This window comes from Streptomyces sp. NPDC045695, assembly GCF_056432025.1.
Window position 1 is genome coordinate 1 of the sequence record NZ_JBWKJU010000031.1, and the last position, 26867, is coordinate 26867.

Here is a 26867-nt window from a genome sequence, read left to right on the forward strand (position 1 = left end):
CCCAACCACACCTGCTGCCGCCTCCGCACCACCACCCCGCACTCCGAGAATCACCCCAAGAAGGGCTAAGTCAGGCTAAAACGACCTCTTAGAGGGCGTTTTGTCCCTTGAGGCCAATCCATTTCAGGGCTTGTTCGGCTCCTGCCAGGGCCCCTCCACCGCGGCCCCGCAGTCGCTCGGGAGGTGCGCGACGACGAGCGCGGCGGCCGCTTGGGGTGTAGCCACCTCGCCGAGGAGTTGGGCGTAGCCGGCGGCATACACCAAGTAAGTCTTCTCCCCGCCAGCTATGAAGGGAAGGTCGTTGCTCCACGGGAAGTCTGTGTTCCGGTGAAAGGTCAGGCAGCCGTGGCTCGGAAAGGGGAACAGCTGGCGCAGACGCGGCTCTGCGAATGCGGCCTCGATCACCTCGGGATCCCCGCGGCGGGCCTCAGGGTGGCGCTCCACCAACATGCGCCAGGTCTTCTCAACCACCGTTTCCGTACTCATGTCCTTGATCATGCGCAGGGGTGCCTGTCAGAGCAACCCGCAGGCCACCCAAGTGCCGTCGTCCGCCGGCGCGTGAGTCACAACGATGCAGGTCCCCTTCGGCGGGATCCGGTGTGTCCGCCCACGGCTCCACGGTCAAGTCCAGCAGCTCCTGCCCATCGTTGCTCACCGCCAGCCGCGCCGTTCGCCCCGCGGACACTCCAGGACCCCACTCGACCTCGTGTCGTACTCGTGCACTGCGCACGATGCAGGCGCACACAGCACGATCCTCACACGGGTGATTGCCCGGTCCAACGTCGTGTCCGAGTTACCGAACAGCCCTGCCGGGGCGACACGCCCCTCTAGGCGCCTTCGCCTAAGACGGTGCGGATGAGCGTGCGCTGGGCGTGGGAGAGGCAGGGGTCCTGGAGGTCGAGCACCTCGTCGTCGACGGTGATCCGGTAGTGGTACCCGTCGGCCACGGGGGCGACGGCCCGTTGGGCGAGTTCCTCCAGCTCCGTCGCGTCCGCGCGGCCTGAGGTGTCGAGCGTGCGGAGCTTCTCGAAGCCCGCGAAGCCTCCGGAGCGGGTGACCGTGATCAGCATGACTGTTCCTCCCTGTTCCTGGTTCGTGTCACGCGGTCTGCGTGGTGCAGTCACTACCGCGTGTGCCCCGAACACCGGCCCGCTGTCAGGGGGTGGGGCCCGGCACTTCGAACGGCCGGAAAGGGCCGTTGGGTGGGCTGGAGGCGAGCAGGGGGCGTGCGGGGCGCGCGCAACACGGCGCCCAATGGCGGGCGTTGAGTCGCCTGAACCTTAGGCTGCGGCGATGGACCGAGTAACCGACATACCCGCGGTATGCGCCAATGACTACGACAGCTTCGCCGAGGCGTACTCGGCGGAAAACGAGAACAACCTCCTGAACGCGTACTACGAGCGGCCCGCGATGATCGCCCTCGCCGGTGACGTGGCCGGCCGCCGGGTGCTGGACGCCGGCTGCGGCTCGGGCCCCCTGTCCGCCGCGCTGCGCGACCGCGGCGCCGACGTCACCGGCATCGACGCCAGCGCCGGGATGCTGGCGTTGGCCCGGCGCCGGCTCGGTGCCGACGCGGCCCTGCACGTGGTCGATCTGCGCGACCGCCTGCCGTTCGACGACGGTGCGTTCGACGACGTGGTCGCGTCGCTGGTCCTGCACTACCTGGAGGACTGGGAGCCGACGCTGACCGAGATGCGGCGCGTGCTCCGGCCTGGTGGCCGGCTGATCGCGTCGGTGGACCACCCCTTCGTGGCCTACGCCATCCAGAACCCCCGGCCCGATTACTTCGCGATCACCCGCCACACCTTCGATTGGACGTTCGGCGGACAGTCCGTCCCGATGAGCTTCTGGCGCAGACCGCTGCATGCGATGACCGACGCCTTCACCGCCGCCGGCTTCCGCATTGCCGCCATCAGCGAGCCGCAGCCGGACCCGGCCGCCCGTGAGCTGTTCCCCGAAGACTTCCATGGCCTGTCGACCTCAATGTGCTTCCTCTTCTTCGTCCTTGAAGTGCCCGCCAAGGACACTGGAGTTGGGGTAGACGCCTGACAGTCCGCCCCTCAGCCGCGAGCATGCCCCCATGACAGACGCAGCGGCTCTCTACGGGCCGACGGGGCAGTCGGCGGGGCCGTGCCGGGGGCGGGGGCCCGCCGTCACGTCCACGGTTCTCCAGACCCAAACCGCCGAGCGCGTTCGTCGACGTGCGCGGGCGGAGAGCGAGAAGGCCGTCTACCCACCGATGAGGAGTTCCGTTCGGCTTGGCGGGTGGTCTTCGACCCGCTGAGGGACGCTGCGGAGAACACGGCGGTCGACGGCTTGCCCTTCGCTCTCTCCCGTATCTCGACCGACGAGATGGGGCGGCGGCCGCCCGGCGGCGACCAGGCGGCTCCGAACGGTCTGCAGCTGGCCCTGCTGCCGTGCATACAGAGCGTGGCCGCCGGCATCACCGGGGCGCTTCGTGATAACCGGGCCGGGATGCCCGTGGAGCGCGCGGGAAACGGAGTCCCTCTCCCAGCGCGACGACTGACCGCCCGCCCGGCCACCGTTCGTAACGTAGCGTTCGGGCATGAGCATGCCGCCACCCCCGCACTCCCCCGGCCCGTACGGGTCTCCGCGGCCCCCGCAGCCCCCGAATCCGTACGGTGGACCCCAGTACGCCCCGCAGTCCTCGCCCCACCCACACCAGCAGCCGTACCCGGGGCAGCCCTACCCGCCGCAGCCGTACCCCGGTCAAGGCGCCTGGGGGCAGCCCCCGGCGGGTCCGCCGCGCAAGAACCGGGCCGGCCTGGTGATCGGTATCGTGGCGGGTTCACTCGTGGCGCTCGGGGCCCTCGGATTCGGGGTGCGCCTGCTGACGGAGGCCGGATCCGTGGCGAGCGCAGCGGGCTTCCCCGAGGCCACCCACCGGCTCACCGTGCCCAAGACCCTGCTGGACGGCACGTACGAGCTGGTCGAGGACTTGTCGGACACCCAGGGCAAGGAAGCCCTGGAGGGGAGTTACGACGCGAAGGTCCGCAATCCGAAGCCGGTCGTCGGTCAGTACGCCTCCAGGTCTCCCAAGGGGGAGGGCGCCCTCGTCATCTCCGGGATGTACGGGCAGTTCAAGGACCCCGACGGCGCCCGCAGGAAGATGCTGAGCGGCGCGGCGGACGCCGAAGGGGCCACTCTGGCGGTCCCCGCCAGGGACATCCGGCCCGCCGGTTCCGACATCACGCTGTCCTGCCAGGTGCTGACCATGAGGCAGGAGGGCGTCGAGAGCAGCCTGCCCCTGTGCGCCTGGGCGGACGGGAACACCGGCGCCTCGGTCGGCGTCTTCACCCCGGAGATCGCTCAGCAGAAGCCCGGCTCCGTCGATCTGGCCAAGGTCGCCGAGACCACCCTCAAGGTGCGCACCGAGTCCAGACGACCGCTGGGCTGACCTCCGGACCTGCGGACCCCGGACCTACGGACCTACGGACCCCGCGGGTCCGGGCCGGGCTTGGTGCGCCGCGCGGGTCCGTCTTCCAGTCTGCGGGTGCTCCCGCTGGCGTGCGACTCGGTGTCGCTCGCCCGCCCTTCGGTCGCGCATCGCGCGCTCGTTTGTCAGCATGGAGAGCTGTACGCACGATGCACGCCGGCTGCACCACGCTCCCAGAGCCCAGAGCCCAGAGCCCCGAGCACCCCGTGCACCCCCTGCACGCCCGTGCACCCGTACAGCCCGGTAGCGCCGCATCGCGGGAGATCGAGCCATGGCCGTCAGTTCCGCTTCCCCGTCCGCCGGACCCCCGGAGAACGACCCCCACGCCCCCGGCTTCACCGTCGCCGCGCTTTCGGGGCAGGACACCCGGATCGTGCGGGCCGCCATCCACCCCGCGATCGGCGTCGCCCGGGTCGGCGACAGCGCCGACGAGTTCTTCCTCGGCCCCGAGACCGAGGACGAGCCGCCGCTGCCCACCGGCTCGTACAAGGACGCGACCGGTGCCCTGAAGCGGCAGGCGGCGCGCTTCCGGGTCTACGGCTACAACGCGGCCGGACAGCCGGTGGCCGAACTCACCGCGGCCAACGCCGACGTCAGCTGGACCGTGCACGTCGCAAACAAGAAGGGCGCCTGGTACCAGTTCCAGCTGGCCCTTGACATCGACGAGGCCGCCCAGGCGCACGAGAGCCAACTCCGCAATCCCCTGGTCGGCGGTGCGGACCGCGCCCAGCTGATCATCGACCCCGGCCCCCGCTCCGTACACGGCCCCGACCGGGCCGGTGGTCCCGAACTGCGCTTCGACACCGGGACGTTCCTGCGCATCCCGGTCTACCTCGGTGAGCTGCGCACCGACGGGGCGGGGCGGCTCGTCTTCCTCGGCGGCCGCGGCGTCGCCGAATCCGTCGACCACAAGGCGGCCGAGACCTTTGCCAACAACGACGGCTGGTACGACGACATCTCGGACGGTCCCGTCACCGCCGAGGTCCGCGTCGACGGCCGCGCGCTGCCGGTCGAACCGGCCTGGGTGGTGGTCGGCCCGCCCAACTACGCCCCCGAGCTGAAGTCGGTCCGTACGCTGTACGACCTCGTCCGTGACGCGTTCACGGCGACCGGAGCGCTGCCCGAGCCGGCGCAGGTCTCCTTCACCCGCGACATCCTGCCCATCCTGCGCCGCCTGTGCGATCTGCAATGGGTCAACCAGGGCCTGGCCACCCTCTTCGGACACGGCGGACGCGAACACTTCCTCGATCCCGGCCTACTGTCCGCCCTCGCCGACCCCGGCCCGCGTCACGAGGAGCTGCGCCGGCAGATTTCGAAGACCATGCGCGATCACGACCGGGACGGCACGTCCCCGGTTCCCTGGCCGCCCGTCTACGGCGACGCGATGAGCCTGCCCCCCAACTCCGCTCGCCAGCACCTGGCCATCTCCCCGCTCCAGGCGCGGCTGTTGGCGCGCTGGACCCGCGGCGAATTCATCCCCGACCTCGTCCTCGGCGCGGACACCGCACCCCTGGAACTCGACCGGCTGCCGCTCGCCGACCGGCCCGACGCCCTGGACCGCGCGGCGCTGTCCTTCTGCCTCGCCGACGCCTTCCACCCGGGCTGCGAGATCACCTGGCCGATGCGCCGCACCACGCTGTACAGCTCGCCGTTCCGCATCCGCCACCGCACGAAGAGCGAACCGGAGCACTCCTACGGCAAGGTCCTCACGCCGCAGCGCGCCCTGGAGTACGACGGGCCGCTGTACGCCCAGGGGCCCGGCGACCTGACCCGCTGGATGGCCGTGCCCTGGCAGACGGACACAGCGAGCTGCCGCTCCGGGTACGAGCGCCGGTACGACCCGTACCTGCCGACGTTCTGGCCCGCGCGGGTGCCCAACCACGTCCTCATCGAAGAGGACTACCTGATCGCCGTCGACAGCACGCGCCCGCGCGAGGAGCGGCTCGCGGCGTTCGCACGGCGCTCCCCCTGGAACCGCTGGCTGCCCGCGCCCTACAAGGCCAACATCAACGCCATGGTGAAGGACTTCGGCCGGCTGGGCCTGGTCGAACGCCGTCGGGGCGTCGCCGATGACCCCTTGCTGCCTGCCGAGATGCTCGTCGAGTCCGAGGTCTCCTTCCCCGCCGAGCCGGCCCCGCCGCGCGGCCGCAACCTGCTGAGCCTGCACGTGCCGCTCGCCGCCGAAGAACGGCTGCGGGACGCCGTCCTCGCGACTGCCGTCGCGCTCGCAGAGGAACCCGACGAGGAACTGTCGGCGGGTTACATCGAGAAGGTCGCCCGCTTCCCGGGCAAGCGATGACCCGGCACGTGTTGAGCCGGCGTGCGTCGAGCCGGTGTGAGTTGGGCCGGTGTGCGTGGGGCCAGCATGCGTGGGGCCGGTGTGCGTGGGGCCAGCGGGCGTTGAGCCGGTGTGCGCCGGCCGGCCCCGGGGGCCAGCGGTGACGCGTCACGAGGCGTACGACGCGATCGTGGCCGGCGCGGGGCCGGCCGGGGCGGTGGCCGCCCTCGTGCTCGCGCGGGCCGGCCGGCGCGTGGCGATCGTGGACGAGCCGCCCGCGCCCGCGGCGGGCGCCCACAAGGTCGGCGAAAGCCTGCCGTCGGCCGCCACGCCGCTCCTGCGCGACCTGGGCCTGTGGCCCGAGGCCATCGCCGCGCCCCACCTGCGCTCCACCGGGATGTACCTCTCCTGGAATTCGCCCGCGCTGCACGACCGCGGCCCGGTGCAGGACCCGTACGGCGCAGGGTGGCAGCTGGACCGTCTGCGCTTCGACGCGTTCCTGCGGGAGGCCGCCCGCGCGGCGGGCGCCGAGCCGCTCCGCGGGCGGGTCCTGGACGCCGTGGACGAGGGCCCGGGCCTGCGGCTCCTCGTACGCCGCGAGCGCGGCACACGGGAGCTGCACTGCGCGTGCGCGGTCGACGCGACGGGACGGCGTGCGGCCGTCGCCCGGCGTCGGGCGGTCCGCAGGCGCCAGGACCGGCTCGTGGCCGCCCATGTCCTGATGCCACGTCACGGTCTCTCCCCGGGCGGGCAGCCGGACCGGGAGGCCAGGACCGTCGTCGAAGCGGTGCCGGGTGGATGGTGGTACACGACGCTGACCCCCGCGGGGCGGATCGTCGCCCACCTCACGGACCCCGACCTCGCCGACCCCTGCCTGCGCACCCCGGAAGGGTTCCTGGACGCGGCCCTGCGCACCCGGTACATCGGCGCCCGCCTCACGGCCGCCGACCTCACCGGCGCACCGGCTCCGTGCTGGAGCGCCGCCCACGGCATGCGCCTCGCGCCGTACGGCGGCCCGGGCTGGTTCGCCGCAGGCGACGCGGCGCTGGCCTTCGACCCGCTCTCCTCGCAGGGCATCCTCACCGCCCTGCACAGCGGAGCCCGCGCCGGCCTCGCCGCGGCCCTGTGCCTGGCGGGCGCGCCGCCGCGCCCGGTCCTGGCCGCGTACACGGACTTCCTCGACGGCGTCGCCGCCGCGTACGCCCGCCATCACGCGCAGGCGTACGCGGCGGAGACCCGCTGGCCGGACCTGCCGTTCTGGCAGCGGCGGCGGGCCGGCCAGCCCCACCCGGCCGGGCATCCGCTCACGTCTGAAGGCCGGCTCGCCGGTCTTCGCTGACGGACCGGCGGGCGGTGAGGCGGTCCCGCTGCAAGGCCTGCGTCTACAGGCCGAGGGCCAGCAGGATCGTCATGGTGGGTGGGACCGGGGCGACCCAGCCCGCCCAGCGGCCCGCCGCGGCCAGGGCGGGGTATCGCAGGGACAGCCAGAAGGCCGTGACGAGCAGCGGGGTGGCGGTCCAGGACGCCCACCAGCAGGCCGTGACGACCGCCACGGTCTGAGGGTGGACCTCCGCGGCTATCGGGGCCAGCCCCCCGAAGAGGAAGGCCACCGGGATCAGGGCCACCGCCACGGTCGTGGTCCACATCAGCGCCCCACTGGTGACAGGGGTCTCGGCGGCGCTGTCGGCCGTCAGGTCGGGGAAGGTCTCGGGCATGGGCACAGTCCATCGCCTCCGGCCCCGGGGCGCCTGCGCGGGCGTACTCAGGCCGGGCAGGTCCTCGTACTCATCCTGCCCGGGCACGGCCCCGCCTCCCTCATAGCCCGTCTCTTCCGGATCTTGTCGGCCTAGCCCGTGGCAGCCGCCAGCAGGAGGCCTTCGTAGATCTTCGGGTCGTCGGACTCGATCACCGGGAAGCCGACCCCGTAGGCGCCTTCCCAGCGCACGTCGATCCCGGGGTTGGCCCAGTCGCTGCCGTCGGGCAGGAACAGGTGCGGGCTGCACCTGATCGCGTCGGTACGGGCGAGCGCGGCCTGGCCGGAGAGGGTGCTGCGGGCACGGCCGTCGTCCAGGGACTGTGCGAGCGCCGTCACGTCGACGACGCCGGTCTCCGCGGCCACGTCCAGGATGACCTTCCGGTGGCTGATGGACCGGGACTCGGCCCAGAAGGCCTTCCGCAGGCCGAGGTCGAGCTGTTCGGACGCTGCCAGGGACTGCTCTTTTGTGGCCTGGACCGCCTCCAGTGCGGGCAGCACGGTGGAGGGGTAGAGCCAGTCCTTGGCCTGCCAGAGCTGCCAGCCGGCCGCCGGTTCCAGGCTGGCCATCCGGCCCACTTCGCTGTCGGTTCCGGGGCGGGGGCTGGGGGCGTCGTTGAGGAGCTCCAGGGGGAAGGCCCGCAGGTCGAAGCTGACCTGGTTCTCAAGACCGAGCCTCCTGCGGGTGGTGTGCAGACGGTGGACGGCGATGTGCGCGAAGGAACACCAGATGTCCGAGAAGACGGTGATGATGCCCGGCGGCGGTGTCAGGGATGCGGCGACGGTGCTCAAGGTGACTCCTGGGGTTGGTCGTAGGCCAAGGAAATGGCGAAAGGGGTGGATCTTCAGGGCATCAACGGGGGCTCGGGCCCGGGCCCGGGGGCTCGGACCGTAAGGGGGCGGACCGTAAGGCGGCGGACCGGGCGCCGTGCGCGTCGAGGGCGGCTTCGAGGTCGGTGTCCGCGCCCGGAAGCCACGTCGGCAGGAACGGGATGCGGGCCATGGCCTCCATCAGGGAGGTGACCGTGCGGCCCTCCACCGTCGGCCCGTGGGCGGACAGCAGCCGCGCCGGGGAGAGGGAGGACATCGTCCGGACGGTGCGCTGGAACTTCTGCGCGTCGACGAGGGCCGTCCACGGGGCGATCGCCCGGTTCAGGACGTCGAAGCCTTCGAAGAACTCCTTTTCGTCGGCGTCTCCGAAGTGCCGCACGACGTCGGGCAGGACGGTGCCGAAACTGTCCGAACTGAACAGCGTGCCGGCCTCGTGGTCGAAGAGCGCGAGGGTGCCCGGCGAGTCGTACGTGGGCGGCCGGTGGAAGCTGATGGTCCGGTCACCGATCGACATCCGGCTCCCCGGGTTGACCGTCACCGCCCGCTCACGCGGGATGTCGAATTCCTCGGACAACCGGGTCAGCGATATCCCGTTCGTGACGACCTTGGCGCCGGGAGCGCGGGCGAGGACGCGCGCCAGGCTTCCGGTGTGGTCGCGGTCGTCGTGGGTGAGGGCGATCCACCGCAGGTCCGCGGGATCGACCAGTGACCACAGCGCCTCTTCGAAGGCGTCGCGGTCCACGGGCATTCCGGTGTCCACCAGCATCGGCTGCTCACCGCGCAGCAGGTAGGCGTTGACCGGCTGCAGACCGAGGTCGGGTAGGGGCAGTTGCGAGGGCAGGGCGTGCAGTGCGGGCCCTACGGCGTAGGTCTCCATGAGGAACGGCCTTCTCTTGGCAGGGCATTTCAGGGGCATGGCCGGGGGCATGTGGGCGGGCGTTCATACGAGTTGGATGGCGAGTGATCCGGCGAGCAGCAGCCCCAGTCCCGTCAGGCGCGGCAGGCTCAGCACCCGGGTCGGCAGCCGGAACATGCCCCGGTGGTCGATCAGGGCGGAGGTCAGCTGCTGACCGGTCACCGTCAGCCCGACGGTCACCGCGGCGCCGATCTCGGGGATCAGCAGGAACGTTCCGGTGACATAGCCCGCGGCGCACGCTCCGCCGAGCCAGCCCCACCAGGGCATCGCCTTCAGCGGGGTCACCCGCGGCGCGGGGGTCCTGCCCGTCAGGCGCAGCACCAGCAGGACGACGGCGATGGTGAGCGTCGCGACGGTGAAGCTGAAGGCCGCCACCGCGATCGGGGCGCCGAGACCGTGCCGGAGCTCGGCGTTGACCGCGCCCTGCACCGGGAGTACACCGCCGGCGACGATGCCGAGGGCGATCCATCCGATCCCGCCCGGTCGTGACATCGCCGGGGCTCCGGGAGGGGCGGTCGCCCGCTGCCCCCGGATGATCACGATGATGCCGGCGAGGACCGCGAGTGCGCCGAGGGCGATGCCGGGGCTCGGGTCCTTCTCCTCCAGCCCGAAGAGGCCGCCCAGGTCGAGGAGCAGCGAGGAGAACATCTGCCCCGAGACGAACAGGCCGACCGAGGCCAGGGCTCCCAGTCGGGGGAAGAGGAGGATGCCACTGGTGATGTAGAGGGGGCTGGCCAGGCCGCCCAACAGGTGCCACCACTCGACGTCGGGGATCTTCCCGAGCGCGCCGAGCGAGCCGGTCACGGCCGCCAGGACGGCCAGGAGGCCGGTGGCCACGCCCAGTTGGATGGTGGAAGCGCCGTACGGGGTCCCCACGGCCTTGTTCAGTTGCAGGTTGACCGAAGCCTGGACTGCCAGAAGGCATCCGACCAGCAGGGCTGCCGCGAGCAGCGCAGCGTTCACCTTGTTCCCCTTGCTCTAAATGGACGGTCGTCTCATTTAACATAGCCTGCAGCACGCCAAACGGACAAGCCGTCCACTTAGTGGAGTGCAAGTAAGGTGATCCGCATGAGTAACGGCGACGAGCGTCCCGCCCCGCCCGCAGTCCTTCGCGGTGATCTCCAAGCAGTGCCCCGAGGCACCACCGCACCGCGCCAGCGCGCCGACGCGGTGCGCAATCGCGCGCAGATCCTCTCCGCCGCCGAGCTGCTGTTCACCACGCACGAGCCGAGCACCGTGACGATGGACCAGATCGCCAAGGCCGCGGGTGTCGGCCGCGCGACCCTCTACCGCTCGTTCCCCGACCCGGCCGCCGTCGCCACCGCGCTCCTGGACGAGCACGAACGCCGGCTACAGGGGCAGATGATCTACGGTCCGCCCCCGCTGGGGCCGCAGGCTCCTCCCGCCGAACGCCTGGCCGCGTTCTACATCGCGTACCTGGACCTGCTCCAGCGGCATCTGCCCCTCGCGCTGGGCGCGGAGACCGGGCCCGCCCGCTTCGCCACCGGCGCGTACGGCTTCTGGCGCCTGCACGTGCGCACCTTGCTCGTCGCCGGCGGCGCCCCGGACCCCGACGCACTCGCCGACCTCGCCCTCGGCCCCCTGGCCCCGCAGCTCTACCACCATCAGCGCAACACCCTGGGGATCCCCCACGAGCGCATCGCCCAGGCCCTCTGCGTGTTCGCCCGCGGCCTCCTGGGTCCGGCCGGCCCCTGAATCGGGACCGGCCGGGCGCCGTGGCGGATCGGGCTCCGTGGTGGGGTTCCGTGCCGGGCGCGCTTCGCCGGAACCCGCCCAGGGGCGGCGTGGTGGGGACGGTGGGACGGTGGGGGACGGTGGGGTCAGCGGAACAGCATGGACGCGTCCCCGGCCGGGGTGGCGACCGAGCCCGGGCACAGGAAGCTGCCCGAGGTCTTGGTGGCGCTGAAGGCCCGGTTGATGTACTTGCGGGTCACCCCGTCGCGGTCCCACACGATGTTGGTCGCCTTGTAGCGGCAGGAGATGAAGCTCTGCTTGCCGGTGATGTCGATCAGGTCGGTCCGCGCCGTGGCGGCGGCATCGTCGAAGGTGAAGGCGGGGTCGTTGTTGAGGGTGGCGACGATGCCGCCACTACAGGCCAGATTGCCTCCCGGCGCGTTGATCGTGGTGCGGTTGACGGTGAGGGCGTTCGGGGGTGCCGAGCTGGTGCTCGCGTTGGTCCAGCTGCAGCTGTTGCCGGCGACCACGATCACCCCGTCGACCTTCAGGTCGGCGGCCTGGACGCCGGCGCCGGCGTCGTGCGCGAGGGCGTTGCCGGTACCGGCGAACGCCGCCGCGACGACCAGCATCGCGACGGGGGCGATGCGGGAGATACGGATCCTGCGCGTGGGGTGAGTGCCGTGCGCGGTGTGCGAGGTGTGAGTGCTGTGCGCGATGGGCGTGCTCTGCCTCATGGTTCGCTCCTCCATGCCACGTACTGGTGGGGGTAGACGAGGCGCTGGGCCTCTCAGGGGGTGCGGAGTGCGTGCCGGGAGAGTCCCACAGCCATCCTGAACTGTCAGGGGTCATGTCAGGGACATGGCAATAATGGCTGGAATTACCGGTCCTGGAGGCGGGGTCGTAGGGCGAAGCCGCAGGTACGGGCGTATCCCCCGCGGCTCAGGCGTCGCTCTTCGGCCCGATGCCGTTGGTCCTGGTCGCGGTTCCCTCTGGGGCGAACGAGTGGTGAAAGGTGAAGGCGTCCGGCGCGGAGCCGTGGTCACGGAGGTGTTCCAGCCTGGAAACCCCCTCCTGCCAGGTGGGTATCACGTCGTCACCGACCCACCAGAGCACGTAGTTCGGGTGTCCTGTCCTCTCGAACCAGTCGTAGCGCCTGTTCAGCGCCTCGCGGTGCAGGCCGCTGTAGATGGCGTCGAAGGCGGGGTGCAGGTCGGTCCACAGGGAGAGGGTCGCGGCCAGGGCAGTGGTTTCCACCGTACGGCCCTTGCCGTACCAGGTCGGTACGGCGAACTCTCCCCATGCACCCCAGTCCGCGTCGAAGAGCGCGCCCCGGTCACCGTCTGCCGCCTCGGCATGGGCGAGGTACCCGGGGTGCTGACTGATCTTGCGGTAGACCGCCTCGCCCCTTTCGTAGAACTCGCGCGTGAGAGGTCCGGGATCGGTGAGGGGTGACTTCAGGACGCCGAATGTGTACAGCGCGAGATGGGGCACGTGTCTCTCCCTGGTGGTGGGTGCCTGGCCTGGTGTGGACCCGGTTCGGTGGCTTACGCACGGGGCGAGGGATGGGTGGGCGTGACCCACTCATCCCTCGCGGGCGGCTCAGCCGGAAGGAACTCCCCTGCGACCGTGGGCGATCGCCGAAGACCAGGTGAAGGTAGCTGCCTCTGCGAGCCATGTCGAAGTTGCGTTTTCCCCGTCCAAGTGGCCTCTTGGACGGAGCGTCGTGGGGGCGAGGACGGGAGCGGTCGGGGGGCCGCTCACCCCGTCGGTCAGGCCTCGGCCAAGACCTCCACCGTCCCATGCCCGCCGTCGACGCGGATGCGTTGGCCCGTCCGGATCCGTGTCGTGGCGTTGCCGCATCCGACGACGGCGGGAATGCCCAGTTCGCGGGCGACGATGGAGGCGTGCGAGAGATTCGCGCCCGCGTCGGTGACGATCGCCGAGATCCGGGTGAACAGGGGGGTCCAGCCGATGTTCGTCACGGTCGTCACCAGGATTTCGCCTGGGCGCAGGGTCTCGCCCTCCTCGACCGTGGCGACGACTCGGGCGATGCCCTCCACCACGCCGCCCGAGGCCGGCGAACCGCTGACCGTGGCTGAGGGGGGCACGGTGGTGTGCGCGTCGTGCAGGTCGGCCCGCCGGTTCGGATCCGCCGCCCAGGTCTGCGGGTCGAACTCCCCCCGGATCAGCGTGGGATACGTCGGCAGGGAGCGGTACAGCTCGTAGGCGGCGCGCCGCGCCGGCACCGCGGCGAGCGGCCGCTCGTCCCCGCTCAGCACGGTCAGGATTTCCTCCGCGTCGAGGAAGAAGAGGTCCTCACCGTGGCCGGTCAGTTCACCGGCGCGTACGACGACATCGCGCAGCAGCCAGAAGACGCGGGCCACTTCGGTACGAGCCGCCTCGCGCAGGCGCGCCGAGGCTGCCCACCGGTCCACCGTGCGGCGCATCGCGTCGACCCGGTTCGGGTGGCGCGCGGCGAACCGTTCCCATGCCGCGGCGCGCGCCTCGGACTGCCGCCGCAGGCGGGCGTCAGCGTCCTGCTGGACGCTGCTCAGCGCGGCGAGTTGTCGGTCGATCCACTGGGGGTCCTCGGCGGGCCGGGCCAGGGAGATCTCGAACTCGTGCGGGCCGCGATGGCCGTACGTCCGCGTGTACGTGTCCCGGTCGATCTCCCCGCGCGCCAGCTGCTCCAGGCCCAACAGCGGTCCCATACTGGCGAGCCGGGCTCCGTCGCCCAGACCCGTCGTCATCAGGTCGGCGTCCTCCTCACCGACCAGGTCTCGGAGCGTGCCGCGCACTTTGACGAGGGTGTCGCCGTCCTTGCGGGTGGCCGCCTGGAGCATGTGGCAGCAGAGCCGGAAGTACTCTCCCACCTCGGTGTCCCACAGCTCGCGCAGCGCGTCGGCGGACGGGGCGCCGCTCACCCGGGCCCGCAGGTCCTCGCAGCGCGCCGGTGCCTCTTCCAGGAACTTCGGCAGGTGCTTGCCGTTGGTACGGATGCGGCTCACCACACGGGCGGCCTCCCCCAACGTGTCCAGCGGCGACGGACGTTCCGTCGGTTCTTTGGCCAGACACGGTTCGATGAACGGGCGCAGCCCGTGCGGCACTCCGTCAAGGTCAGGTGCGCCGTGCGCGACGTTGTAGAGCACGCCCGGCACCGAGGTACCCGCGAACGGCGGTCTGCCGGTGCGTGCCATGACGAGGGTCGAGCCGAGCGAGAACACGTCGGCTGCGCCGGTCAGCGGGAGGCCCTGTACCTGTTCCGGCGCCATGAAGGGCGGCGAGCCCACCATGGCGCCGGTGTGGGTGAGCTTCGTGTGCCCCTCGGCGGCGCGCGCGATGCCGAAGTCGATGACGCGTACCCCGTCCTCGGCGAGCAGCACGTTGGAGGGCTTCAGGTCGCGGTGGACCAGGCCCGCCCGGTGCACGTCGATCAGCGCCTGCGCGAGGCTCGCCGCGAGGAGCCTTCCCGCTTCCTCGAGTAAGGGGCCCGCGGCGTCGAGGGCCTGACACTCTCTAGGGGCGGAAGGCCTCCCGCAGAAGAGCGCCGAACGCGGCGGGATGCGTGGTCAGGCCGGTGTGTCCGCCGGGGAAGTGCAGGAGTTCCGTGCCGAGGTGCTCGGCGAGGAAGGCGGCCGGCCGGTAGGGCAGCTCGCCGCGCGAGTCCTGGCCGCAGGCGAGGACCAGCCGGTCCGACAGCGCCTCCAGCCGGTGGACGTCCGGAGCGTAGGACATGAAGCCGGGCACGATGCGCCCGACGAAGTACGGCAGGTTGGCCATCGTCCGCTCGGCTCGCGCCGCTGCCTGCGGCGGAAGCTGGATCTCGGCCTCGGCCTCGGTGGTTTCGCCGTTCGCGCCGTCCTTCTTCAGGCCCGCGGCGAACACGGCCATCGCCGGCATGAGCCCCTCGGTGTGGAGCGTTTCCTGTACGCGCGCGATGAGGGCCCGGTGCTCACGGGCGTCCGGCAGCACCTCCACCACCGGCGGCTCGTGCGCCACGAGGCGCTCGACGCGCTCGGGATGGGCGGTGAGCAGGTGCAGGGCGGCGATCGCGCCCGAGCTGGAGCCGAACACCCGGGCGGGCTCGCCCGGTGAGAGCAGGTCGAGGATCCGCAGCGCGTCGTCGGCGTGTTCGGCCACCTGCTGCGCGGCCCCCGGGTCGTCCAGTGTGCTGCGGGACATGCCGCGCGGGTCGTACGTGGCGACCGTGTACGCGGCGGCCAGGCCGTCGGCCATGCCGTCGAAGGAGGCCGCGCCCCCCGCCCCTCCGGGGATCAGGAGCAGGAGCGGTCCCCGTCCCCGCACTTCGTAGTGCAGCGTCGCGCCGTTCACGCGCAGGCTGCCGGTGGTCGGTTCGGTCATGAGGGGTCTCCTTCTCGGGGCGCGGGCCAGTGCTCCAGGAGGGTGTGGAGGGCGTCGAGGGCGCGGAGCCACGAGTGCTGCGGCGAGCGCGCGTGTGCGAACCCTCCCGCGGCTTCCAAGGCGACGAATCCGTGGAACGTGCTGCGCAGCAACCGCACCGCGTCGGTCAGGTCGGGCTCGGTCAGTCCGTAGCCGCGCAGCATGCCGTAGGTGAGCTCCACCGCGCGCCGCGGTCCGCTCGCTCGTGCGGCCAGCTCGGGGTCGATCGGGATCGGGGTCTGCGTCGCCGTGTAGCGGCCGGGGTGCTGGTGGGCGTACTCCCGCCAGGCATGGGCGAAGGCGACGAGCGCGTCCCGGCCCGCCAGCCCGGCGGTGGCCTCCGCGATGCGGATGGTCTTCTCGTCCGCCGCCAGGAGCGCGATCCGGCCACGCAGGTCTTCCAGGCTGCGGACGTGCGTGTAGAGACTCGCGTCCTTCACCCCGAGTCGCCGCGCGACCTGCGACATCGTGACCTGGTCGAAGCCGGCCTCGTCCGCCAGCTCGGCGCCTGCGACCGTCACCCGCTCCGCCGTCAGCCCGGCCCGCGCCATAGGTCCTCCTCGCGATTCATCCTAGGGCCCTTAGGTATAACCTAGGGGCCCTAGGATGGCAAGCGAGCTCCGTCCGCGCACGTGCGGGGCGATGCGGAACCGCCGCGTCACTTCCGCCAGAACAGGTGGTGCGTCACTCCGCTCGGGCTCGGCACGACCTCCAGGTGGAACCGGTCGAGCAGTTCGTCCGGGGACTCCCACAGCCGCAGTCCCGACCCGAGCTTCACCGGGGAGACCGCCACGTGGAGGGTGTCGACGAGGTCGGCGTCGAGGAACTGCCGGATGGTGGTGACCCCGCCGCCCAGGCGGACGTCCTTGCCCTGCGCCGCCTCCCGCGCCTGTTCGAGGACGGCGGCCGGGTCGCCGCCGACGAAGTGGAACGTGGTGTCGGCAAGCCGGAACGAGGGACGCTGGTGGTGGGTCATGACGAACACCGGGGTGCGGAACGGGGGCTCGTCGCCCCACCAGCCCTGCCAGTCGTGATCGAGCCAGGGGCCGCGCTGGGGGCCGAACTTGTTGCGGCCCATGATCTCGGCCCCGATGTTGCGTGCGTAGTCGCGCGTGAAGTAGTCGTCGAGGCCGCGGCTCCCGCCGGGTTCGGTGCGCATGGGCCAGCTCGCCGTGGCGCCGGCCCACGCGAACAGCCTCCCGGGATCGACGTGCCCGAACGGCCTTTCGAGGCTCTGGTCCTCGCCGGCCCCGATCCCGTCGCTTGAGATGTTGAAGTTCTGGACTCTCAGAAGCTGGGTCATGCGTTCCTCCTGTGGTGTCGATGGCCGGGTGGAGACTGCGCGGGCCGGCGAAACTCATCGGTGCGCGCGTGGCCGGACGAGCCGATGGGGCCGGGTCCACCCCGGCTTCATCACAACGACCGCGCCCCAACTTGGTTGCCCGCAGCGGCTGCAGGAGGTGACTGCTCGTGCTAGTTTGTGAGCGATCGTTCAACTACAGGCGTTCGACTAGGGGCGTTCAACGACAGGGGGCGCGGATGGGCCGGAAACAGGTCTGGGACCAGGACGAGGTGCTGACCTCCGCCATGCGCCTTTTCCGTCGGCGCGGCTACCTCGGCGCCTCGCTGCGCGACCTCGAAGAGGCCACCGGAATGCATCCGGGCAGCCTGTACCGGGCTTTCCACAGCAAGGAAGGCCTGTTCAATGCCGCGCTGGACGCCTACAACGAGCGTGTGGTGGAAGGCAGGGTCCGCGTCCACCTGCGCGACGCCGAGGACCCCGTGGCCGGCATCCGCTCGTTCTTCACCTCGGCGTTCGACGCCGGTACCGGCCCCGGACCCGATCCGGGGTGCCTGCTCACCAACACCGCGGTGGAGTCCTTCACGGTCTCGCAGGCGACGCCCGGCGTGCGCCGGGGGCTGGAAACGATCGAGTCCGGCTTCGCCGACGCCCTGACTCGTGCCCGCGCCCAGCGGCTCGTGTCCGCGGAACTCGACGTCAAGGCGGCGGCCACCCAGCTCCTGGCGCTCTACCAGGGCCTGCTGGTGCTCGTCCGATCCGGTGCGGACACCGCCACGCTGCACACCGTCACCGACGGGGCCATGGTCATCATCGGTGCACGGACAACGAAGACCACGACAGCCGAACAACCCAACGAAGAGGAACAGCTATGAATGACCCACAGCAACTCTGGGACGACTACGCCGCGTGCTGGTCGGCCGACCCGTCGATACGGCTCACCGCGCTCGGCGCGGTCGCGGTCGACGACGTCGCCTACCGGGACCCGGGGACCGAGGTCGGCGGTCTGGCCGAACTGGACGCGTACATGGGCGGCTTCGCCGGGGCCTTCCCCGGACACCGCTTCCGCATCGACGAGGTCCTCGACCACCACGACCGGTCGCTGGCCCGCTGGACCCAGCTCGGCCCGGACGGCGAGGCCTTCATGACCGGCGTGAGCAGCGCGGTGCACCGGGACGGTCTCCTCGCCGACGTGACCGGCTTCTTCCTCCCCGCCTGACGGCTCATGGCCCGACCGCCCGCCACCCGGTGCGTACCGGCGGCGGCGGGTCGGTCATCGGCGCTCACGCGACCGGTGCGGGGGTGTGGGATCCGGTAGCGCCCCGGCGGAACGCCAGGTGGGCCCGGGCGAGTCTGCGGATCGCCTCGGCGAGCCGATCCGACGGGAGCGTGTACGGCAGCCGGACGTGGCGTTCGAATGCGCCGCCGACGCCGAACCGCGGTCCGGCCGCGATCGTCACTCCGTAGTCGGGGGCGATCGCTGCCAGCCGGGAGCTGATGGGATCGGGGAACCGCGCCCAGAGCGTCACTCCACCCGCCGGCAGCGGTGCGTGGACGTCGGGCAGGTCCTCCGTGAGTGCGTGCATCAACCCCTCACGCTGTGAGCGCAGTTGCCGGAGCATGTCGGGCCGCCGTGTCCGATGCTCGTTCAGAAGGACTGCGGTGGCGAGCTGTTCGACCACAGGGGTGCCGAGGTCCGTGGCGGGGCGGGTTTGTCCGATGCGTTCCAGCACCGAGGGCACGGCGCGGATCCAGCCGATGCGCAGGCCGCCCCAGATGCTCTTCGACACCGAGCCGACGCTGACGGCAGTCGGTACGTGCAGGGCGAAGGGTTCCGGATCCGCGCCGTCCAGCGCCAGGTCACACATGGTCTCGTCGATGACCGTGGGACACGCCAGCCGGAGTCTGCGGCGCACCCCCGCGGGCATGCACATCCCGGTCGGATTGTGGAAGTCCGGAATGAGATAGGCCAGTTGAGCGGTCCGCCCTGCCGCAAGGAGGTGTACGGGGTCCCACCCGGACGGCCCCACGGCGACGGGCAGCAGTCGGGCGCCCACGTCGGTGAAGGCCCTGATCGCGTGCGGATAGGTGGGATGGTCGATCAGGACCTTGTCGCGTGGCGACAGGAGCGTACGCGCCAGCAGACCGAGCGCGTGCTGCGCACCGTTGGTGATCATGATGTGGTCGGGTGCGGTGGGCAGTCCCCTGCGCTCGTACCAGCCGGCCACCGCTTCGCGCAGCTCTGCGGTGCCGTACCGGTCGTATCCGTGCCGCCCGAAGTGCCGCGGCAGCTGTTCGAGGGCGGTCGCGAAGGCGGCGTGGAGGATCTCGGACGGTGCGGGCGGCGCGGCGAACGACAGGTCGATGGTCGACGGGTCCCCGCCGGAGCGGCGCTCGGACGGCGTGTCGTGCGGGAGCCGCACCGTCGCCCTGGCGCGCTCCCTCGTGGCGAGGTACCCGTGTTCGACCAGAGTGCGGTACGCGGCGCCGACCGTGGTCCTGCTGGTGCCGAGCACGGAGGCCAGGTCGCGTTCGCTCGGCAGCGCGGCCCCGAGGCACAGACGCCCGTCCAGGACCAGCAGCCGCAGTCGGTCGGAGAGGCGTTGGTGCGCCGGTCCGGGGCCCTCCTGCCAGGACCCGAGCATGCTCCCCACGGCGTGCGCGCTGATCTTCATCAGACCAGCTTAGTCAATCTGGCTATGGAATCAGGGTCCAGATAGCGCCGAGTCTTGGACCATGGCTCCTTCCGCTCGCTCCGCACCCCCGTCCGTCCCCTCTCCCCGCGACCGCCCTGAGCTCCTGCGCATGAACGCCTTCGCCCACCTGCGGGCGGGCCGGAGGACGCGTCGTCTCTCCCAGCTCGTGGTCGGGCTGGTGGGCTACGGCGCCGCCGTCATGGTGCTCGTCCAGTGCGGGCTCGGTACCGCCAGCTGGAGCGTCCTCACGGACGGCACGGCCAAGAGCCTCGGCATCTCCTTCGGGTGGGCCACCAACCTGATCTCGCTCCTGGTGCTCCTCGCCTGGATACCTCTGCGCGAGCTGCCCGGACTCGGCACCCTCCTCAACGTGGCGATCGTGGGCTTCGCGGCGGACGCCACCGCCGCGGTGCTCCCCGACCCGCAGGGGACGCTCGCCGAGGTCGGATACCTCGTCGTCGGCCTCGTCGCCCTGGCCTTCTTCGACGCGCTCTACCTCGGTGCGCAGTTCGGCTCGGGCCCGCGCGACGGCATCATGACCGGGCTGGTCCGCCTCACCCGCCTGCCCGTCGCGGCGGTGCGGACCGGCATCGAGGTCACCGTCGCCGGGGTCGGCTGGCTTCTCGGCGGCGGTCTCGGCGCGGGGACCGTACTCGTCGCGCTCTGCGTGGGGCCTCTCGTGGGCTGGTTCCTGCCGCTCCTGACCGTTCGCCTCCCCGCCGCCGTGACCGGTGGACGGGGAGGCCGGTGACCGGTGGCGCCTGGGCGTCACAGTGAGCCCAACTGCTCTCACCAGGAGGGCTGTTCCAGTACCTCGACGACCGCGCAGGCCAGGGAGATGCTGCCGCCGTTGCCCATCATCAGGATGTGGTCGCCCGGCGACACGGCGCCGGTTTCCATGAGGTGGGTGAGGCCGAGGACCTGGTCGGTGGAGGCGAGGTGCCCGTGGGCGCGGCCGAGTTCCAGCAGGCCGCGCTCGGGCGCGATGCCCAGCGGCCTCAGGAGGTTCGCCAGGTAGCGGGGGTGGCCGGTGAAGACGTGGGTGACGCGCGTGATGTCGTCCGGGCCGACGCCGGCTTCCTCCATGACCTGGCGGGCGAGGGTGGTGCGGGCCCGGACCAGGTCGCGGGTGACGGCCTGGAGGAGGTATCCCTCGGGGTCGTGGCGCTCGACGTAGGAGGCCATGCGGCGGCCCAGGGTGGCCGGGACGCCGCGGGTGACCGGGGGCGGGTACATCGCCTCGTCGCCGCGGTAGAGGTGCTCCCAGCCGGAGAGGGAGGACATGGCCAGGGAGCGGATCCGCAGCGGGCCGCCTTCGGTGGACACGACGACCGCGCCGCCCGCGTCGCCGAGTATGGAGCCGCGTCCGGAACCCCATCCGTCCGCGTAGTTCCACCGGTCGACGAGGGGGGTGCCGAAGTTGTCCGCCGCGGTGACCAGGGCCGCGTTCGCGTGGGGATCCACGCTCAGGTAGCCGTATGCGAGGCGGATCGCGTCGAGCACCGCCGTGCAGCCCTGGTTCATGCCGACGGCGGGGGCGGTGGTGCCGACGACCTGGTCCTGGACGTAGTTCGCGGCGTACCAGCCTTCCGGGCCCTGGTGCCAGACGCCCGAGTGCAGGACCAGGTCGATCTGGTCGCCGACCAGGCCCGAGCGTTTGAGGGCCTCGATGCCGGCCTCGGCGGCGAGTTCGGGCGCCGAGAGGTCGTCGGCGATGGCCACGCTGGTCCAGCCCTCGGCCTCGGCGCGCCCGGCGTCGTACCAGCCGCGCCGGACCGCCTCGGCGACCGGGAACAGGTCCGGGACGCGGGCGGCGGCGCCGGCGATGTACAGGTTGTCCGTCCTCATGAGGTGACTCCCAGGCCGATGAGCAGGTAGCAGGTGAATGCGGTCGGCAGGTAGCCGATCGTGGCCCGCAGCGGCCAGCGCGGGGCCGCGTCGCGGGTGAAGCTCCACGCCGCGCGGGCGACGAGGGCGGCCGGCAGCAGGACCAGCCAGCCCCAGGCGCCGGGACCGGTCGTGGTCCAGGGGCGCAGCGCGGCCAGGGCGACCGCGGTGGAGGCGATGGCGAAGCCCACGGCCAGGGCGGTGGTGGTGCGCAGGCCGAAGACGTGTACGTAGGTCCGCTCGCTTTCGCGGGGCACACGAACGATCTTGCGGGCCAGCTCGTGGTGCGTGGCGGCCAGCATGACGACGGCCAGGACGGGCCAGGCGTGCCGGCCCGCGCTCAGGCCGGTGTCGTGGAGGAAGACCGCGTAGAGGTAGAGGTTCAGCAGGATCTGGACCGGGGAGCTGAGGAGGACGCCGAGGACCACCTTGTCGCTGGGTGGCCAGCCGAAGCGCATCTCGGCCCCCACCAGGACGGCGGTGTACGTGAACTGGGCGGCGAGGAGGAGCTGGGCGGGGCGGTTGCCGGCGTTGAGGAGGAGCAGGCCGCTCACTCCTACGGCGGCCAGTACGAGGAGGTCCCGGGGGCGGACGGCGCCGCGCGCCAGCGGGCGGCCGGGGTTGTGGAGCCGGTCGTAGGGAAGGTCGCGCAGGTCGTCGGCGGCCCGCAGCAGGAGCAGGTCGACGATGACGGTGAGTGCGGCGATCGCGGTGCCCCAGCCGGGCCGCCAGTCGTGGGCGCGCGGGTCGACCGCCGCGTACAGTCCGGTCACCCCCACGGCCCAGGCCGCGGCGATCACGGGGGCCAGGGGAAGCGGGTAGCTGCCCTGTACGAAGAGGGCGAGGCGGCGGATCATGCGGGCTGCTCCGTCCGTATCGCCCAGCGGACCGGAAGCTGCCAGAGGCCGTTGATGAACATCGTCTGGCGCCACGCCAACTCGTCTTCGGCCACAGCCAGTTCCAGTACGGGGAAGCGCCGGAGCAGGGCGGCGATGCCGATCTGGAGCTCCGCGCGGGCGAGTTCGGCGCCCAGGCACATGTGGCGGCCGTGGCCGAAGGCCAGATGGCCGCCGCGGTCGGGGCGGGCGGGGTCGAAGGTGTCGGGGTCCTTGAAGACGGCCGGGTCGCGGTTGGCCGCGTCGGTGAGCGCCACGACGACCTGGCCGGCGCGGACGGGGCAGCCGCCCAGAACGGTGTCCTCGGTGACCAGGTGGGGGTAGCCGCCCGTGTTGTTGAGCGAGGTGAAGCGGAGCATCTCCTCCACGGCGCCCGGGATCCGGTCGGGGCGCGCGCGCAGCTGGTCGGCCAGGTGGGGGTGCTGGAGGAGCAGCAGGACGCACATGGCGAAGGAGTTGCCGGTGGTCTCGTAGCCGGCCATCAGCATCCCCGAGGCCAGCGCCAGCACCTCCTTGTGGGAGAGGTGCTGGTCGGGGTCGTCCGCGGGACGGGTGATCAGTTTGGTGAGGACGTCGTCGGCCGGCTCGCCGCCGTCCACGGCGCGCTGCTTGTCGGCGATGAGGGAGTCGAAGTAGCCGTCCATGCGGGCCTGCGCGCCCGCGACCTCCTGCGGGGTGTGGCCGGAGGTGGACATCAGGACGTCGACTTCGCGGCGCAGCAGAGCGCTGTCGGTGAAGGGGATGCCGAGCAGCTCGCAGATCACCTGCATCGCGAAGGGCACGGTGTAGGTGTTGACCAGCTCGGCTGTCCCCGTCTCGGCGCCGGCGGTCACCTCGTCCAAGAGCTGGTCGGCCAACTGCTCGAGGTGAGGCCGTAGTTGCCGGACCCGGCGTGCGGTGAAGGCGGGCATGACCGCGCGGCGCCGGCGGGTGTGGTGGGGCGCGTCGGCGGTCACCAGCGGGAGCGAGTCGGTCTCCCGGGCCAGCAGCGGCCGGGCGCGGGCCGCGTAGCCGGCCCGGCTGAAGCGGTCGTCGCCCAGTACGGCGGTCACGTCCTCGTGCCGGGTGATCAGCAGCGCGGGCTGTCCGCTGGAGAGCTGGACGGGGTGCGGTGCGCCGGTGGCGAGGAGACGGTCGTACGCGGCGGGTGGGCGGACGCCGGGGTCGACGGGAAACGGGAAGCGTGCCGGGTCGTCAGTCATCCTTCTGAGCCTTGTCGATCGGGTCGGCCGGGTCGGTCGGGTCGGCTTGGTCCGCCTGGGTCTGGGCGGCCTGGGCCTGGGCGGCCGGTGGGGCCGAGGCGGCGGCGTCGGCTGGTGGGGTCGGGTCGGGGAGGAGGCGGACCGTGCCGGCGCTGCCGTCGATCTCGAGCCAGGCTCCGTCGGGGATCGCCTTGGTGGCGTCCGCGACGGCCACCACCGTCGGAACGCCCAGGAGGCGGCCGGTGATCGCGGTGTGGGACAGCAGGGTGCCGCGCTCGACGACCATCCCCTTGGCGGACATCATCAGGAACAGCCAGCCGGGGTCGGTCTCCCGGGCGATGAGGATGCGGCCTCCGGCCAGGTCCGGGTCGGTGCCCGGGTCCAGGACCACCTTGGCGCGGCCGCGGACCACGCCGCCGCTGGAACCGATGCCCCGCAGCACCTGGGCGTCCGAGTCGTTGCCGACCCGGACCGGTACGGCGTACGGCAGGGCGCGGGCGAGCGGGAGGTTGCCCGGCACACCCAGCAGGGGTGGGCGCTGCTCGGTTTGCGTCCAGCGCAGGCGCTCGGCCCGGCGCAGCGCTGCCAGGGCCCGCAGGTCGCCGGCCGTACCGGTGCCGTCGAAGGCGCCGATGACCTCCTCCACGGTCAGGTCGGCCACCTCCAGCTGGTCGTCGAGCACACCGGCGCGGGCGAGGTGGGCGCCCAGGCGCCACATCACGTCGCGTGACATCCCGAAGAGCTGGGTGCGGCAGAAACGCGTGTCCTCGCGCACCCGTGCCAGGTCCCGGGCCAGCGCCGCGTGGGCCAGCAGCACACCCCGGCGCACCGGGCTGGGGCACGCCTGGCGCAGCTGCTCGCGGGCCCGGGCGGCGGCCGCCTGCTCCTCGGCCCGGTTGGCGGCGACGGTGGTGCCCTGGCGGACCAGGGGGCGGATGAGGGGGACGACGGTCCAGGGGCGCTGGCGGGGGGTGGGCTCCTCCAGCTTCAGGTCGTGCAGCGCGCGGTCCCCGTAGCGGGCGACGTACGCCTGGGCGGCGTCGGCGACCTGTGTGCCGTAGCGGCCGGCGGTCAGGTCGGCCCACACCTGGCGCGGGTCCTGGTGGTCGAGGACGGCGCTGCGCAGCTCGGGGATCGATCCCACGAGTTCGCCCAGGGCCATGGCGGCGCGGACGGCCTGGAGGGAGCGGTTCTCCTTGCCTCCGGCCATCAGCCCCATCAGGAGCTGCGGGCCCAGGCCGGTCCAGCGGCGCAGCAGTGCGGTGCCGGAGCGGAGCACGACCAGGGCGATCAGCCCGTTGACGAGGGTGATGCCCCACTGCCGCTCGGCGCGTTCCCACACGCGCCGATAGAGCGCGATCAGTTCCTCGGGGGTGTCCCCGACGGTGTTGATCTCCGTCATCTGCCGGTCCCACCAGCTGAGGAACCGTTTTACCTGCCACGGGTGCAGGGCGGTGCGCCAGGCCAGGTGCGGCACCGAGCGGGCCACCCGCAGCGGGGACCAGCGGCGGACGCCGGCGGCCGGGCCGGTGATGCCCATCGAGGCTTCCCACTGGCGTCGTACCAGCTCGAACATCGGCATCTGGCCGTGGAGATGGTGCCAGTCCTCCAGCCGGTAGTAGACCTGGCCCTCCAGGTAGCCGACCATCCGGGTGAGGCGGTGCGCGTTCTCCCGCATGCGGCGGGCGGGCACTCCCATCCGCCGGTAGAGGTCCGAGAAGGAACGGCGGTAGAACTCGCGGGACTGGGAGTAGGTCAGCGCTCCCGAAGTCCCGGGGAAGCTCTCGGTGATGTTGTGGTTGCCCCAGTACACGGTGGACCGCGTCCCGTCCGGACCGGTGGGCGCGTCCGTGTGGGGGGCGCTCACCAGGGGCCGGGCCTGCACCAGGTGGACGGTGCCGTCGGGGGTGATGGTGCCTTCGATGTCCTGCGGGACGCCGAACAGTTCCTCCACCTGGGCGGCCAGTTCGGCCACCGTACGGGCCTCCTTGTCGTCCAGGACCGGCGCGTCGGCCAGTTCCGCGGGGACCGGCAGCAGTACGGGCGCACCCGAGGCGGCGCCTTCGGGCAGTCCCATCGACCACCGCTTGTGCACGGTCTGCGCGCTCACCCTGCCGGTCGCGGGGTCGTGGAAGAAGTGGTCGACGTCGGCCTTCTCCTGGACGACGCCCTCGCCGATCCCGTGGGCGGCGGCGATCAGGTGACGCTGCGAGCCGTCGCGCGGGTCGCGGGTGAACGCGACGAAGGAGCGGGTGCCGAGCACCATCCGCTGGATGCCGACGGCGACGCGTGCCTGCGTCGGGTCCAGTCCGCGGAAGATCCGGTAGTGCACGGCCTGCGGGTTGAAGGCCGAAGCCCAGCACCCCGACACGGCGTCGGCGAGGCCCGCCTCGTCCACGTAGAGGAAGCTGTCGCTCATCCCGGCGAAGGGGTCGACGGCGCTGTCCTCCCCGATGGCCTCGTCCGGGGCGGGTGCGGTGTCCGGGGTGGTGGCGGCGGTGGTGCGCGCTGCCGGGACGACGCAGGCCCGCACGGCGACCAGGCCGTCCGCGCCGACCAGGGCCGTGAACTCCTCCCGGATCCGCCGGGCGAGGGCCGGCGGCAGGCTCGACCGGGTCAGTGCCTCGTGGGCGGACGCGCACCAGTCCTCGATCGCCGCCTTGTCATCGGCGTCCCGGGGCAGCGGCGGCAGGAGCGGCCGTACGGCGTCGAGCGCCTCGTCGAAGGCGGCGGCGGGCAGACAGAAGAACTCCGGGACCCGGAAGCCCGCGCGCCGCAGCACCTCCTGGCGGGCGAATTTGTTGCCCACCTGGGCGGCGTCGGCCAGAGCGTCGGCTCCGGCGGCCGTGGTGGTCAGGAGGTCAGTCATCCAGGTCACCGTTCTTCACGCGTGAGGTCCAGCCGTTCATGTGCAGCACGCTGTCCACGGGCTTGCGCGGGGCCGGCCTGAAGCCCTCCCCCAGCACGTGTGCGGTCGGGATCAGCGCTCCCTGGCGCACACCGGGCGGCAGGCCGAGGAGGGCGGCGACCTCCTGCTCGGCGTCCAGGTGCACGGTGGTCCAGGCGGTGCCGAGCCCGCGGGCGCGGGCGGCGAGCATGTAGCTCCAGGCCGCCGGGAGCAGCGAGCCCCACAGGCCGGCCTGGCTGCCCTCGGGGAACTGCCCCTCGCGCAGCTGGAGACACGGGATCACCAGCACCGGCACCTCGTGCAGGTGCGCGGCCAGGTGACGGCCGCTCGCCATCATCCGGGCCGTGGCGCCCTGTTCGGGAGTGGCGCCGGGGGTGGCATCGGCGGGCGGATAGCGGTTCTCGAAGGCGCGTCGGTAGACGGATCCGATCTCGGCCCGCAGCGCGGCGTCGGTGACGACCAGCCAGTGCCAGCGCTGGGTGTTGCCGCCGTTGGGCGCCTGCAGGGCGATCTCCACGCACTCCTTGACGACCGCGAGATCGAGCGGGCGCGTCAGATCCAGACGCCGGCGCACCGACCGGGTGGTGGTGAGCAACTCGTCGGCGGACAGCACGTGCGGTGACTCCCTCGGATCAGTGTGCACG

At 72.0% G+C, this 26867-nt stretch carries 26 protein-coding genes; 8 read left to right on the forward strand and 18 right to left on the reverse strand.

Features of this window, described 5'->3' with window-relative positions:
- Nucleotides 1-123: 123 nt before the first annotated feature.
- Both AC07DU_RS31910 and AC07DU_RS31915 read right to left on the reverse strand, forming a co-directional pair.
- Nucleotides 124-486: a DUF6193 family natural product biosynthesis protein gene (locus AC07DU_RS31910; protein ID WP_479115279.1), complete on the reverse strand. Its 363-nt coding sequence runs from the start codon at nt 484-486 to the stop codon at nt 124-126.
- Between the two features lie 341 nt (nt 487-827).
- A complete protein-coding gene (locus AC07DU_RS31915) occupies nt 828-1070 on the reverse strand; it encodes a protealysin inhibitor emfourin (protein WP_453372721.1) in 243 nt (80 codons plus the stop codon).
- Nucleotides 1071-1293: 223 nt separating this feature from the next.
- Between AC07DU_RS31915 and AC07DU_RS31920 the strand changes: the two genes are divergently transcribed.
- The 4 genes from AC07DU_RS31920 (at nt 1294) to AC07DU_RS31935 (ending at nt 7074) form a co-directional block, all read left to right on the forward strand.
- Entirely contained in the window at nt 1294-2049 is a 756-nt protein-coding gene (locus AC07DU_RS31920; RefSeq protein ID WP_479115281.1) for a class I SAM-dependent methyltransferase, read from the forward strand.
- Between the two features lie 517 nt (nt 2050-2566).
- Nucleotides 2567-3418, forward strand: coding sequence for a hypothetical protein (locus AC07DU_RS31925; RefSeq protein ID WP_479115283.1), 852 nt, complete (start codon nt 2567-2569; stop codon nt 3416-3418).
- Nucleotides 3419-3728: 310 nt separating this feature from the next.
- Nucleotides 3729-5756 carry a LodA/GoxA family CTQ-dependent oxidase gene (locus tag AC07DU_RS31930; RefSeq protein ID WP_479115285.1) on the forward strand — a complete coding sequence of 676 codons (2028 nt, stop codon included), beginning with the start codon at nt 3729-3731 and terminating at the stop codon, nt 5754-5756.
- A 139-nt stretch (nt 5757-5895) separates the two neighbouring features.
- Nucleotides 5896-7074, forward strand: a complete 1179-nt coding sequence (locus AC07DU_RS31935) for an FAD-dependent monooxygenase (RefSeq protein ID WP_479115287.1) — start codon at nt 5896-5898, stop codon at nt 7072-7074.
- 43 nt (nt 7075-7117) lie between these two features.
- On the opposite strand, the gene AC07DU_RS31940 is transcribed toward AC07DU_RS31935, so the two are convergent.
- From AC07DU_RS31940 to AC07DU_RS31955, 4 genes are all read right to left on the reverse strand, one after another.
- A complete protein-coding gene (locus AC07DU_RS31940) occupies nt 7118-7450 on the reverse strand; it encodes a hypothetical protein (protein WP_479115289.1) in 333 nt (110 codons plus the stop codon).
- A gap of 131 nt (nt 7451-7581) precedes the next feature.
- Nucleotides 7582-8280, reverse strand: a complete 699-nt coding sequence (locus AC07DU_RS31945; protein ID WP_479034146.1) for a DsbA family oxidoreductase — start codon at nt 8278-8280, stop codon at nt 7582-7584.
- Between the two features lie 61 nt (nt 8281-8341).
- Nucleotides 8342-9196, reverse strand: a complete 855-nt coding sequence (locus AC07DU_RS31950; RefSeq protein WP_479115291.1) for an MBL fold metallo-hydrolase — start codon at nt 9194-9196, stop codon at nt 8342-8344.
- Between the two features lie 63 nt (nt 9197-9259).
- Nucleotides 9260-10198: a DMT family transporter gene (locus AC07DU_RS31955; RefSeq protein WP_479115293.1), complete on the reverse strand. Its 939-nt coding sequence runs from the start codon at nt 10196-10198 to the stop codon at nt 9260-9262.
- A 105-nt stretch (nt 10199-10303) separates the two neighbouring features.
- On the opposite strand from AC07DU_RS31955, the gene AC07DU_RS31960 reads away from it, so the two are divergent.
- A complete protein-coding gene (locus AC07DU_RS31960; protein WP_360905175.1) occupies nt 10304-10951 on the forward strand; it encodes a TetR/AcrR family transcriptional regulator in 648 nt (215 codons plus the stop codon).
- Between the two features lie 125 nt (nt 10952-11076).
- On the opposite strand, the gene AC07DU_RS31965 is transcribed toward AC07DU_RS31960, so the two are convergent.
- The 6 genes from AC07DU_RS31965 to AC07DU_RS31990 all read right to left on the reverse strand — a co-directional run bounded on the left by AC07DU_RS31965 (nt 11077) and on the right by AC07DU_RS31990 (nt 16637).
- Nucleotides 11077-11667 carry a hypothetical protein gene (locus AC07DU_RS31965; protein WP_479034135.1) on the reverse strand — a complete coding sequence of 197 codons (591 nt, stop codon included), beginning with the start codon at nt 11665-11667 and terminating at the stop codon, nt 11077-11079.
- A gap of 205 nt (nt 11668-11872) precedes the next feature.
- Nucleotides 11873-12424 carry a DUF3291 domain-containing protein gene (locus AC07DU_RS31970; protein WP_479034132.1) on the reverse strand — a complete coding sequence of 184 codons (552 nt, stop codon included), beginning with the start codon at nt 12422-12424 and terminating at the stop codon, nt 11873-11875.
- A 278-nt stretch (nt 12425-12702) separates the two neighbouring features.
- The gene (locus tag AC07DU_RS31975) at nt 12703-14496 is read right to left on the reverse strand and encodes a serine/threonine-protein kinase (RefSeq protein ID WP_479115356.1); all 1794 of its coding nucleotides are present in this window, start codon (nt 14494-14496) and stop codon (nt 12703-12705) included.
- Nucleotides 14450-15295, reverse strand: a complete 846-nt coding sequence (locus AC07DU_RS31980; protein WP_479115296.1) for an alpha/beta fold hydrolase — start codon at nt 15293-15295, stop codon at nt 14450-14452. Before AC07DU_RS31980 ends, AC07DU_RS31975 begins: the two co-directional genes overlap by 47 nt.
- Nucleotides 15292-15885, reverse strand: a complete 594-nt coding sequence (locus AC07DU_RS31985) for a TetR/AcrR family transcriptional regulator (RefSeq protein WP_360904386.1) — start codon at nt 15883-15885, stop codon at nt 15292-15294. Before AC07DU_RS31985 ends, AC07DU_RS31980 begins: the two co-directional genes overlap by 4 nt.
- Nucleotides 15886-15992: 107 nt before the next feature.
- Nucleotides 15993-16637, reverse strand: a complete 645-nt coding sequence (locus AC07DU_RS31990; protein ID WP_479115298.1) for a dihydrofolate reductase family protein — start codon at nt 16635-16637, stop codon at nt 15993-15995.
- Nucleotides 16638-16873: 236 nt separating this feature from the next.
- Between AC07DU_RS31990 and AC07DU_RS31995 the strand changes: the two genes are divergently transcribed.
- Together AC07DU_RS31995 and AC07DU_RS32000 are read left to right on the forward strand one after the other, a co-directional pair.
- Complete coding sequence (locus AC07DU_RS31995) at nt 16874-17509, forward strand: TetR/AcrR family transcriptional regulator (RefSeq protein WP_479115300.1); 636 nt, start codon at nt 16874-16876, stop codon at nt 17507-17509.
- Nucleotides 17506-17853, forward strand: coding sequence for a nuclear transport factor 2 family protein (locus AC07DU_RS32000; protein WP_453372704.1), 348 nt, complete (start codon nt 17506-17508; stop codon nt 17851-17853). The genes AC07DU_RS31995 and AC07DU_RS32000 overlap by 4 nt, the downstream gene beginning before the upstream one ends.
- Nucleotides 17854-17917: 64 nt before the next feature.
- Here AC07DU_RS32000 and yczR read toward each other — a convergent pair whose 3' ends face one another.
- Entirely contained in the window at nt 17918-19309 is a 1392-nt protein-coding gene (gene yczR, locus AC07DU_RS32005; protein WP_479115303.1) for a MocR-like transcription factor YczR, read from the reverse strand.
- A 61-nt stretch (nt 19310-19370) separates the two neighbouring features.
- Here yczR and yczE point away from each other — a divergent pair, with 61 nt between their 5' ends.
- Entirely contained in the window at nt 19371-20081 is a 711-nt protein-coding gene (gene yczE / locus AC07DU_RS32010; RefSeq protein ID WP_479115305.1) for a membrane protein YczE, read from the forward strand.
- A 38-nt stretch (nt 20082-20119) separates the two neighbouring features.
- On the opposite strand, the gene AC07DU_RS32015 is transcribed toward yczE, so the two are convergent.
- From AC07DU_RS32015 to AC07DU_RS32035, 5 genes are read right to left on the reverse strand one after another with little or no spacing between them, the layout of a single operon-like run.
- Nucleotides 20120-21178 carry a ketoacyl-ACP synthase III family protein gene (locus AC07DU_RS32015; RefSeq protein ID WP_479034108.1) on the reverse strand — a complete coding sequence of 353 codons (1059 nt, stop codon included), beginning with the start codon at nt 21176-21178 and terminating at the stop codon, nt 20120-20122.
- Entirely contained in the window at nt 21175-22074 is a 900-nt protein-coding gene (locus AC07DU_RS32020; RefSeq protein WP_479115307.1) for a UbiA prenyltransferase family protein, read from the reverse strand. Before AC07DU_RS32020 ends, AC07DU_RS32015 begins: the two co-directional genes overlap by 4 nt.
- Nucleotides 22071-23315, reverse strand: a complete 1245-nt coding sequence (locus tag AC07DU_RS32025) for a cytochrome P450 (protein ID WP_479115309.1) — start codon at nt 23313-23315, stop codon at nt 22071-22073. The genes AC07DU_RS32020 and AC07DU_RS32025 overlap by 4 nt, the downstream gene beginning before the upstream one ends.
- Nucleotides 23308-26184: a PEP/pyruvate-binding domain-containing protein gene (locus tag AC07DU_RS32030; RefSeq protein ID WP_479115311.1), complete on the reverse strand. Its 2877-nt coding sequence runs from the start codon at nt 26182-26184 to the stop codon at nt 23308-23310. Before AC07DU_RS32030 ends, AC07DU_RS32025 begins: the two co-directional genes overlap by 8 nt.
- The gene (locus AC07DU_RS32035; protein WP_453372697.1) at nt 26177-26836 is read right to left on the reverse strand and encodes a nitroreductase family protein; all 660 of its coding nucleotides are present in this window, start codon (nt 26834-26836) and stop codon (nt 26177-26179) included. Before AC07DU_RS32035 ends, AC07DU_RS32030 begins: the two co-directional genes overlap by 8 nt.
- Between the last annotated feature and the right edge of the window lie 31 nt (nt 26837-26867).

Excerpts from the sequence above, each read along its gene's own strand:
- AC07DU_RS31910 (WP_479115279.1), bottom strand. The coding sequence starts at position 486 with ATGAGTACGGAAACGGTGGTTGAGAAGACCTGGCGCATGTTGGTGGAG.
- AC07DU_RS31915 (WP_453372721.1), bottom strand. The coding sequence starts at position 1,070 with ATGCTGATCACGGTCACCCGCTCCGGAGGCTTCGCGGGCTTCGAGAAG.
- AC07DU_RS31920 (WP_479115281.1), top strand. The coding sequence starts at position 1,294 with ATGGACCGAGTAACCGACATACCCGCGGTATGCGCCAATGACTACGAC.
- AC07DU_RS31925 (WP_479115283.1), top strand. The coding sequence starts at position 2,567 with ATGAGCATGCCGCCACCCCCGCACTCCCCCGGCCCGTACGGGTCTCCG.
- AC07DU_RS31930 (WP_479115285.1), top strand. The coding sequence starts at position 3,729 with ATGGCCGTCAGTTCCGCTTCCCCGTCCGCCGGACCCCCGGAGAACGAC.
- AC07DU_RS31940 (WP_479115289.1), bottom strand. The coding sequence starts at position 7,450 with ATGCCCGAGACCTTCCCCGACCTGACGGCCGACAGCGCCGCCGAGACC.
- AC07DU_RS31950 (WP_479115291.1), bottom strand. The coding sequence starts at position 9,196 with ATGGAGACCTACGCCGTAGGGCCCGCACTGCACGCCCTGCCCTCGCAA.
- AC07DU_RS31960 (WP_360905175.1), top strand. The coding sequence starts at position 10,304 with ATGAGTAACGGCGACGAGCGTCCCGCCCCGCCCGCAGTCCTTCGCGGT.
- AC07DU_RS31965 (WP_479034135.1), bottom strand. The coding sequence starts at position 11,667 with ATGAGGCAGAGCACGCCCATCGCGCACAGCACTCACACCTCGCACACC.
- AC07DU_RS31980 (WP_479115296.1), bottom strand. The coding sequence starts at position 15,295 with ATGACCGAACCGACCACCGGCAGCCTGCGCGTGAACGGCGCGACGCTG.
- AC07DU_RS31985 (WP_360904386.1), bottom strand. The coding sequence starts at position 15,885 with ATGGCGCGGGCCGGGCTGACGGCGGAGCGGGTGACGGTCGCAGGCGCC.
- AC07DU_RS31990 (WP_479115298.1), bottom strand. The coding sequence starts at position 16,637 with ATGACCCAGCTTCTGAGAGTCCAGAACTTCAACATCTCAAGCGACGGG.
- AC07DU_RS31995 (WP_479115300.1), top strand. The coding sequence starts at position 16,874 with ATGGGCCGGAAACAGGTCTGGGACCAGGACGAGGTGCTGACCTCCGCC.
- AC07DU_RS32000 (WP_453372704.1), top strand. The coding sequence starts at position 17,506 with ATGAATGACCCACAGCAACTCTGGGACGACTACGCCGCGTGCTGGTCG.
- yczR (WP_479115303.1), bottom strand. The coding sequence starts at position 19,309 with ATGAAGATCAGCGCGCACGCCGTGGGGAGCATGCTCGGGTCCTGGCAG.
- yczE (WP_479115305.1), top strand. The coding sequence starts at position 19,371 with ATGGCTCCTTCCGCTCGCTCCGCACCCCCGTCCGTCCCCTCTCCCCGC.
- AC07DU_RS32015 (WP_479034108.1), bottom strand. The coding sequence starts at position 21,178 with ATGAGGACGGACAACCTGTACATCGCCGGCGCCGCCGCCCGCGTCCCG.
- AC07DU_RS32020 (WP_479115307.1), bottom strand. The coding sequence starts at position 22,074 with ATGATCCGCCGCCTCGCCCTCTTCGTACAGGGCAGCTACCCGCTTCCC.
- AC07DU_RS32025 (WP_479115309.1), bottom strand. The coding sequence starts at position 23,315 with ATGACTGACGACCCGGCACGCTTCCCGTTTCCCGTCGACCCCGGCGTC.
- AC07DU_RS32030 (WP_479115311.1), bottom strand. The coding sequence starts at position 26,184 with ATGACTGACCTCCTGACCACCACGGCCGCCGGAGCCGACGCTCTGGCC.